Origin of the sequence: Amycolatopsis sp. WAC 01375 (assembly GCF_003947325.1) — a bacterium.
Classification (GTDB): Bacteria; Actinomycetota; Actinomycetes; order Mycobacteriales; family Pseudonocardiaceae; genus Amycolatopsis.
Map to the genome: position 1 here is coordinate 466,769 of NZ_QHHW01000024.1, position 6,786 is coordinate 473,554.

5 protein-coding genes and 1 tRNA gene are annotated in these 6,786 nt (G+C 64.3%); 2 read left to right on the forward strand and 4 right to left on the reverse strand.

Annotated elements, in window-relative coordinates:
- Window positions 1–9: 9 nt before the first annotated feature.
- Window positions 10–1,392 carry a hypothetical protein gene (locus tag DL991_RS14160; RefSeq protein ID WP_125784728.1) on the forward strand — a complete coding sequence of 461 codons (1,383 nt, stop codon included), beginning with the start codon at window positions 10–12 and terminating at the stop codon, window positions 1,390–1,392.
- On the opposite strand, the gene DL991_RS14165 is transcribed toward DL991_RS14160, so the two are convergent.
- On the reverse strand, window positions 1,389–2,054 hold the full coding sequence (locus DL991_RS14165; RefSeq protein WP_125784729.1) for a S1 family peptidase: 666 nt from the start codon (window positions 2,052–2,054) through the stop codon (window positions 1,389–1,391). The two genes, DL991_RS14160 and DL991_RS14165, sit on opposite strands and share 4 nt — an antisense overlap.
- A gap of 76 nt (window positions 2,055–2,130) precedes the next feature.
- Window positions 2,131–3,153, reverse strand: coding sequence for an LLM class flavin-dependent oxidoreductase (locus DL991_RS14170; protein ID WP_125784730.1), 1,023 nt, complete (start codon window positions 3,151–3,153; stop codon window positions 2,131–2,133).
- 242 nt (window positions 3,154–3,395) lie between these two features.
- Here DL991_RS14170 and DL991_RS14175 point away from each other — a divergent pair.
- A tRNA-Leu gene (locus DL991_RS14175) sits at window positions 3,396–3,479 on the forward strand.
- On the opposite strand, the gene DL991_RS14180 is transcribed toward DL991_RS14175, so the two are convergent.
- Both DL991_RS14180 and DL991_RS14185 read right to left on the reverse strand, forming a co-directional pair.
- The gene (locus tag DL991_RS14180; RefSeq protein ID WP_125784731.1) at window positions 3,461–5,209 is read right to left on the reverse strand and encodes a recombinase family protein; all 1,749 of its coding nucleotides are present in this window, start codon (window positions 5,207–5,209) and stop codon (window positions 3,461–3,463) included. The genes DL991_RS14175 and DL991_RS14180 overlap by 19 nt on opposite strands.
- Window positions 5,210–5,251: 42 nt before the next feature.
- Window positions 5,252–6,532, reverse strand: a complete 1,281-nt coding sequence (locus DL991_RS14185) for an ATP-binding protein (protein ID WP_125784732.1) — start codon at window positions 6,530–6,532, stop codon at window positions 5,252–5,254.
- Window positions 6,533–6,786 lie beyond the last annotated feature (254 nt).

Genomic DNA, 6,786 nt, shown 5'->3' on the forward strand with positions numbered 1-6,786 from the left:
GTGATGGTCATGGCACGGCGTGGTCTGACTTTCCTGGCTCTACTCACCGTCTTACTGGGACTCGTGGTTCCCCGCGCTTCGGCGGCCGGCCCGGTCACCAGATACGAGGGCGAACTCGAAGGCGCGCGTTATCTGGTCCTGGTACCGGAAAACTGGAACGGCACGCTCATGCTGTGGAGTCACGGGATGTACTCCCTGGCGTATCCGGAGCCGGAGCGGATCGCGCTGACCTCACAGCCCACGACCGAGTCTTACCTGCTGGAGCAGGGCTACGCGCTGGCCGCGTCGCAGTATCGGACCGTGCGCGGCTGGTCGATCGAGGAAGCGCTGACCGACCAGATCCGGTTGCACGACTGGTTCGCCCGCACGGTCGGAACGCCCCGGCGGACCATCGCGGCGGGCGAATCGGTGGGTGCGATCACCGCGACCCTGCTCGCCGAGCGGAACCCGCGCCGGTTCGCCGGGTTGATGACCTTCTGCGGCAACCTCGCCGGCGGGGCCGCGCACTGGAACTCCGGGCTCGATCTCGGCTACGCGCTGAACACACTGCTCGACGCGCGGCTGGAACTGGTGCGGATCACCGACCCCGCGGCCAATGCGGGCAAGTTCGCCGACGTGGTCCAGGCCGCCACCGCGAACCCGCAAGGCCAGGCCCGGCTCGCGCTGGCGAACGCGCTGGCCGAGATCCCCGGCTGGTTCGACGCCACCCGTCCCCGGCCGACGGACGTCGCGGAACAGGTTTTCTGGCAGAGCGTCTGGGATCGCTTCTATCGCGCCAGCGCGTTCGGCGTCGACAGGGTCGCGTTGGAACAGCGCGCGGGCGGCAACCCGAGCTGGAACGTGGGTGTCGACTACCGGCGGATCCTGGCGAAGGCAGGCGAGCGGCCGCTGGTGGAACGCGCCTACGCGGAAGCGGGCCTCGATCTCGGCGCCGACCTCGACAAGTTGGCGAGGGCGCCACGTGTCGCGCCTGATCCGGCCGCGGCGGGTTACCTGGCGCGATTCGGGCTGCCACTGGGACGCACGCCGTTCCCGGTGCTGACCATGCACACCGTCGCGGACGGCACCGCGCCGGCGGCACACGAACGCGCCTACGCCGAGCGAGTCGAGCTGGCCGGAGACCCGGGGAACCTCCGTCAGCTGTTCGTGAACCGGGCCGGACACTGTGTGTTCACCGCGTCCGAGGAGATCACCGCCCTGCGCACGCTGGAGCGGCGGCTGGACCGCGGACACTGGCCGTCGAGCGGACCTGCCGCGCTGAACGCCGAAGCCGCCGGGCTCGCCGCGGAACACCAGACGATCTTCGACGCCGTCGGGGAGGCCCGGGTCACGACCACGCCCGCGTTCGCGCGGCACTCCCCTCCCCCGTATCCGAGGGCGCTGCCGTTCTAGGTTCCGGTGAGGATCGTCAGCCCGTAGGCCGACAGGACGCGGTTGACCGGGAAGAAGTAGGTGGTGCCGCCGCTGGAACAGTTCCCGCTGCCGCCGACCAGTACTCCCTGCGCCTGCGTCCCGCTGACGAACGGCCCGCCGTTGTCACCCGGCTCGGCGCATACGGAAGTGCGGGTCAAGCCGGTCAGCGTTCCTTCGGGGAAGGTGATCGACACGTTCTTCGCCTGAATGATCCCGCAGTGCCAGCCAGTGGTCGCGCCGTACCGGCACACCGACGAGCCGACCGGCGCTTCGACCGAACCGGTGATCGTCACCCGGCTGTCGGTGGGTGGGATCGATCCCACCAGCCGCCAGTCGGTCGTGTTGGTCACGCGGATGACGATCGCGCCGGTCGGCGGGACCTGGGCGCCCACGACCACCCCGACCACCCGGCCCGCGCTGCGGATGGTGTCGCCGGGTTTGCCGCAGGAGGAACTCGCGATCAGGTAGCCGGTCTTGCCGGAGACGGCGGCGAATCCCGCCGTGCACCGGGACGAGACGCTGGTCTGCAACACGCTCCCGCCGCCGAGCGGGGCCGGCGCGCTCGCTTGCGCCGTCGGCGGCAGGGCCAGGCAGAAGACCGAGGCGAGGCCGAACAGGAAGTGGAATCGGGGCAGTCTCATGGGACCCTCCGATGGCCGGGGATCCCCTGATCGTAACGAGCGAAGCGCCCCGGCCCATCCGCCGAATCGCGCATTCTCAGCGCCAGCCGAGCTCCGGCGCCACGTGCGTGAGAATGCTCTCCAGGACGTGCGCGTTGTACTCGACACCGAGCTGGTTCGGGATGGTCAGCAACAAGGTGTCCGCGGCCTCGATCGCCTCGTCCTCCTTGAGCGCCCGCACCAGCTCATCCGGCTCCGCGGCATACGACCGCCCGAAAATCGCCCTGGTCGTCTCGTCGATCATGCCCACCTGGTCGCGCGAGTTCCGATCACGCCCGAAGTACGCGCGGTCCAGGTCGTTGGTCAACGCGAAGATACTGCGGCTGACCGACACCCGCGGCTCCCACGCGTGGCCGGCCTCCTTCCAGGCTTCGCGGTAGGCCTCGATCTGCTTGCGCTGCTGAACGTGCAGCGGCTCGCCCGTCTCGTCGTCCTTGAGCGTGGAACTCTGCAGGTTCATCCCCTGCTCCGCCGCCCAAACAGCGGTCGCGTTCGAGCTGGATCCCCACCAGATCCGCTCGCGCAACCCCTCCGAGTACGGCTCAAGCCGCAACAACCCCGGCGGATTGGGGAACATCGGCCGCGGATTCGGCTGCGCGAACCCCTCGCCGTCGAGCAGCTTGAGGAAGACCTCGATGCGCTGCCGCGCCATGTCCGCGGCGGTCTGCCCCTCCGCGGGCCCGTAACCGAAGTACCGCCACCCGTCGATCACCTGCTCCGGGGACCCCCGGCTGACCCCGAGCTGGAGCCTGCCCCTCGAGATGAGGTCGGCGGCGCCCGCCTCCTCGGCCATGTACATCGGGTTCTCGTAGCGCATGTCGATCACGCCCGTCCCGATCTCGATCCTCGAGGTCCGCGCGCCGATCGCCGACAGCAACGGAAACGGACTGCCCGCCTGCCGCGCGAAGTGATGCACACGGAAGTAGGCACCGTCCACGCCGAGCTCCTCGGCCGCGACCGCCAAGTCGATCGACTGATGCAGGAAGTCCGCGGCGGACCGGGTCTCGGAGTGCTCACTCGCCGACCAGTGGCCAAACGAGAGGAAACCAATCTTCTTCACAGCACGTGTAAGCGCTCCGTGACCGGGTTTGATTCCCCGCCGCCCACGACCTTCTGTCACCGCCAGTCACGCTACGCATTACTGGCTTCCGACCTGGGGACTTACCCGTATTATCCATCCACCCGGAGGCACAAAAGCTGTCGGAGGGTAACCGATCATCGTCTCAATGTAGGTCTGCGTGACGACACAGACCCCCCTGATTGAGGCCTCCGAGGCGCCGTATACTCTTCTCACATCAGCAAGTCCGAGTGGCGGAATGGCAGACGCGCTAGCTTGAGGTGCTAGTGTCCTTAACGGACGTGGGGGTTCAAGTCCCCCCTCGGACACCCGCATTATTCACACGCAAAGAGGTCGTCGCGTAGACGGCCTCTTTTTCGTTGTCGTACCGCAGGTCAAGCCTCAGAGCCCGATAGAGCCGTGCCAGCTTGCCCGGCTGACTGTCAGCGAGGGCAGCCCCGATGTCACCCAGCGAGTCGATCATCGCGTAGACCTCTGCATCGGTGATCCCCGCAGGCTCGCCCGCGGCCGCTAACGCTCCCTGCGCCGCCGCTCGGTCAGCTTGGGCCTCGTTGATGCTTTCGACCAGTGCTGTCGGGGCGACGCCTGCAGCGATGGCGTCTTGGAATCGCCTGAGCTTGGCTTCTGCCTCCTCCAGTTGCTTGCTTGCGACTCCATCGCCCCCGGCTCGCACCGCTGGCTGAGCGCCCACGAGCTGGCTGACGGTCTGCTCAATGTTCTGCTGATCGAACAGACCACCGATCCACCCGTTCACCGCGTCCCGCAGCGGCTCCTCCCGGAGATAGATCGTGGGCGGATGCGTCAGCAAGGCCGGTGCACCCGGTGCCAGGGTTCGGGCCGGGCATCGGTAGTACATGCCGTATTTGCGCGGGCTGCCTTCCATCTTCCGTTCGCATGCGGCACACCGGATGAGACCGCGGAACAGGTACACGTGCTTCACCGGGCGGCCCGCGCGTTCGGCCTTGCGAGCCGTCCGGAGGCCGCCGGCCGCTTTGGCTCGCCGGATCAACTGCGCCTGTGTGAAGTCCTCGACCGAGACGATCTTCGGGTGAGCGGGCTTACGTGACCGGACCACCCGATCCGGCTTGGCTCGCCGAAACCGCACGACGTTGCCAGCGGCGACGTCATCAGGGTCGAACAGCATCTCCTGCCGGGCCGACCGCCCGAAGACCGCGTAGCCCGCATAGCGCGGATTCTCCAGGATCGATCGCGTAGTGCTGCCCTGCCATCCATCGGCGAGCCGATGCCGGTTCTGCTCCGGCCGCCGAGCCGACGGACACGGGATCCCATCGCGATTGAGCCCGCTCGCGATCGCTCGATCACCCTGCCCGTCCAGGTACTCGGCAAAGATCCGGCGCACGACTTCGGCGGCTGGCTCATCGATTGCGAGCACCCGCAGACGGAACCCCTCCGCCGCCTTCCTCGGGTTCGGGTGGGGCCCGCCATCTACGACCACGTACCCGTACGGGGCGCGGCCACCCTGGTGACGTCCCTCATTGACGACCTGTGCGTCCATCGCCGCCCGGACCCTCGCCTGAACGTGCTGCCGCTCCGACTCACTCATGCCGCCGAGCACGCTCATCAGCATCTTGTGCGAAGGGTTCCGCGGGTCGAACCGTCCGCCGAGCTCCGGCACCCACAGCTCCACCCCGTACGCAGCGAACCGCGGGGCGATCAGCGAGAACTGGTTGCCGAACCAACAACGAGTGCCCTCGCCGACGACCAGGGCGTTCCACGTCCGGCGCGGATTCTTCAACTCGGCGAGCAGACGCGATGCTTCCGTCCTCCGCTCCCACGGCACTGATCGCGACTGGCCCACGTCGAAGTACTCGGCCACGATCCGGCCGCCCAGCGGCTCGACGAACTTGCGCGCGTTGCCGATCTGCCAACCTCGCGAGGTCTCCGGGTCCTGGTTGTCTTCAGTCGAGCAGCGACCGTAGACCGCCAGCGCGCCGATCCCGTCGTCCACGGGCTCGGCTACCTCAAGACCGAGGATCTCGTCCAATTTCGACCATGGGTCGCTGATTTCAGCGGTCATCGGTCGCCTCCCTCCCTGGTCCGTCGAGGACCGGCACCTCAGTCAGGTCGATAAGAACTTAAGCAACTGCCCCGGAAGCACAGACGAAACTATTGATTCAATGGCTGATCGATACTGGGTATTGCTCCCTTGCAGAGCTCGCTCAAGCATGCTGCTGAAGCTTCGGTGATCAGCCAAGTGATCAACGGTTACTACCACGTGGCCGTCTAGTTGATCATTGACGGCGGCGGCTACTGCCGCTCTTTTTTGAAAGATGTACTCGTGTCCCGATTCAAGGCGGGACATTAGTTCATCTCTGCTGCGAATAGTCTCCTTGTATTGATTCTGGAGTACAAGCAACTGCTTCTCTTGCTCGTCCATCATTGCGAGTTGAGATCTAATGTTGCGCATTTCGGCCGTTACAGCACCAAGGCCAGACTCGGCAGTTTCCAGCTCTGCCCTTATTGGCTCGGCAAACTCTCGAAGACTTAGCGTGCGAGCGTCAATATCGTTTCGCCGAGCAGCAATTTGTGCCCGAATCTCTGCAATCTCTAAGGAGAGCTCAGTTGCAATATTTAGAACTCTTTGCGTCCTGACGGGGATAGTTGAAGAGCGCGACGAATGAGTATCAAGTGCATCTGAAAGAAGTGCTTGAACTTGCTCGACTGCTATACCCACTTCCGTGAATTGAGCATGCGATCGAGACAGGCCGCGTAGTTCAGCCTTCAAATTCAGCAAGGATCTCTCTAGTTCGGTAAGTTCCTGCCTCTTTTTGGACAGCAGCTCGTTCCCGCCTCGCAGGAGCTCTTGTTCTCGCGCTGCCGTCTTATCAAGATCCACATTTAGCTGCAGTCGCTGCTTTAGGATCTCTGCCGATGCCTCAATTTCATCCCTATAATTGGCAGCTCGCCTAGTCAGCTCTTCAATTTTTGTCCAAACCTCAACTGCAGGCGATATGTTGGCACGTAAGTCTATTAAGTTTAGTCGACTATCCCGATTTGACGCGATTGCTTCCAGTTCGTTTTGTGCAAGCATCAGTGCTGCGACAGCGTACTCTTTCTTTCTTCCAGTTCCCGTGGCGTCTACTGCGATTCTTTGAGCTTCACCGTCGCATTCTAGGTCAACAATAACCTCGCCTGATCCCAAAATTGCGCGCACAAACTCCTGATGCTTTCGAGCACTAGGTGCGTCGGCGTGGGATACGCCAAGAGCGTGCCTGAGCAGTTCCAGAAGCGTCGTTTTACCCGCCCCTCGGGGTCCGATAACTACATTGAGCCCCGAGTTCAGCGAGATATCGACGCCAGACAGAAATCCGCCAGTTACTCGAATGCGGGAAATTTTCACCGTTGACTTCCTTGTCGAAAGTGTAAAGTGGCGAACTCACTCAGATCGCGTACGAGCGGAAACTGGTCTGTGGGCCCTACGTGACCCGCGACTGTGCACGGCTGCCAGCACCTAGGTGTATTGACCCGGGAGGTTGTGAACGGGGGCGACACGTGGGTCGATGATCTTGGAATAGGGGAGGGCCTCCGGGTTCGGTGTGGATTGCGACATCTGCACCGGCTACCTGGAGGCCCTCGTGACTCACGCTAACGCAC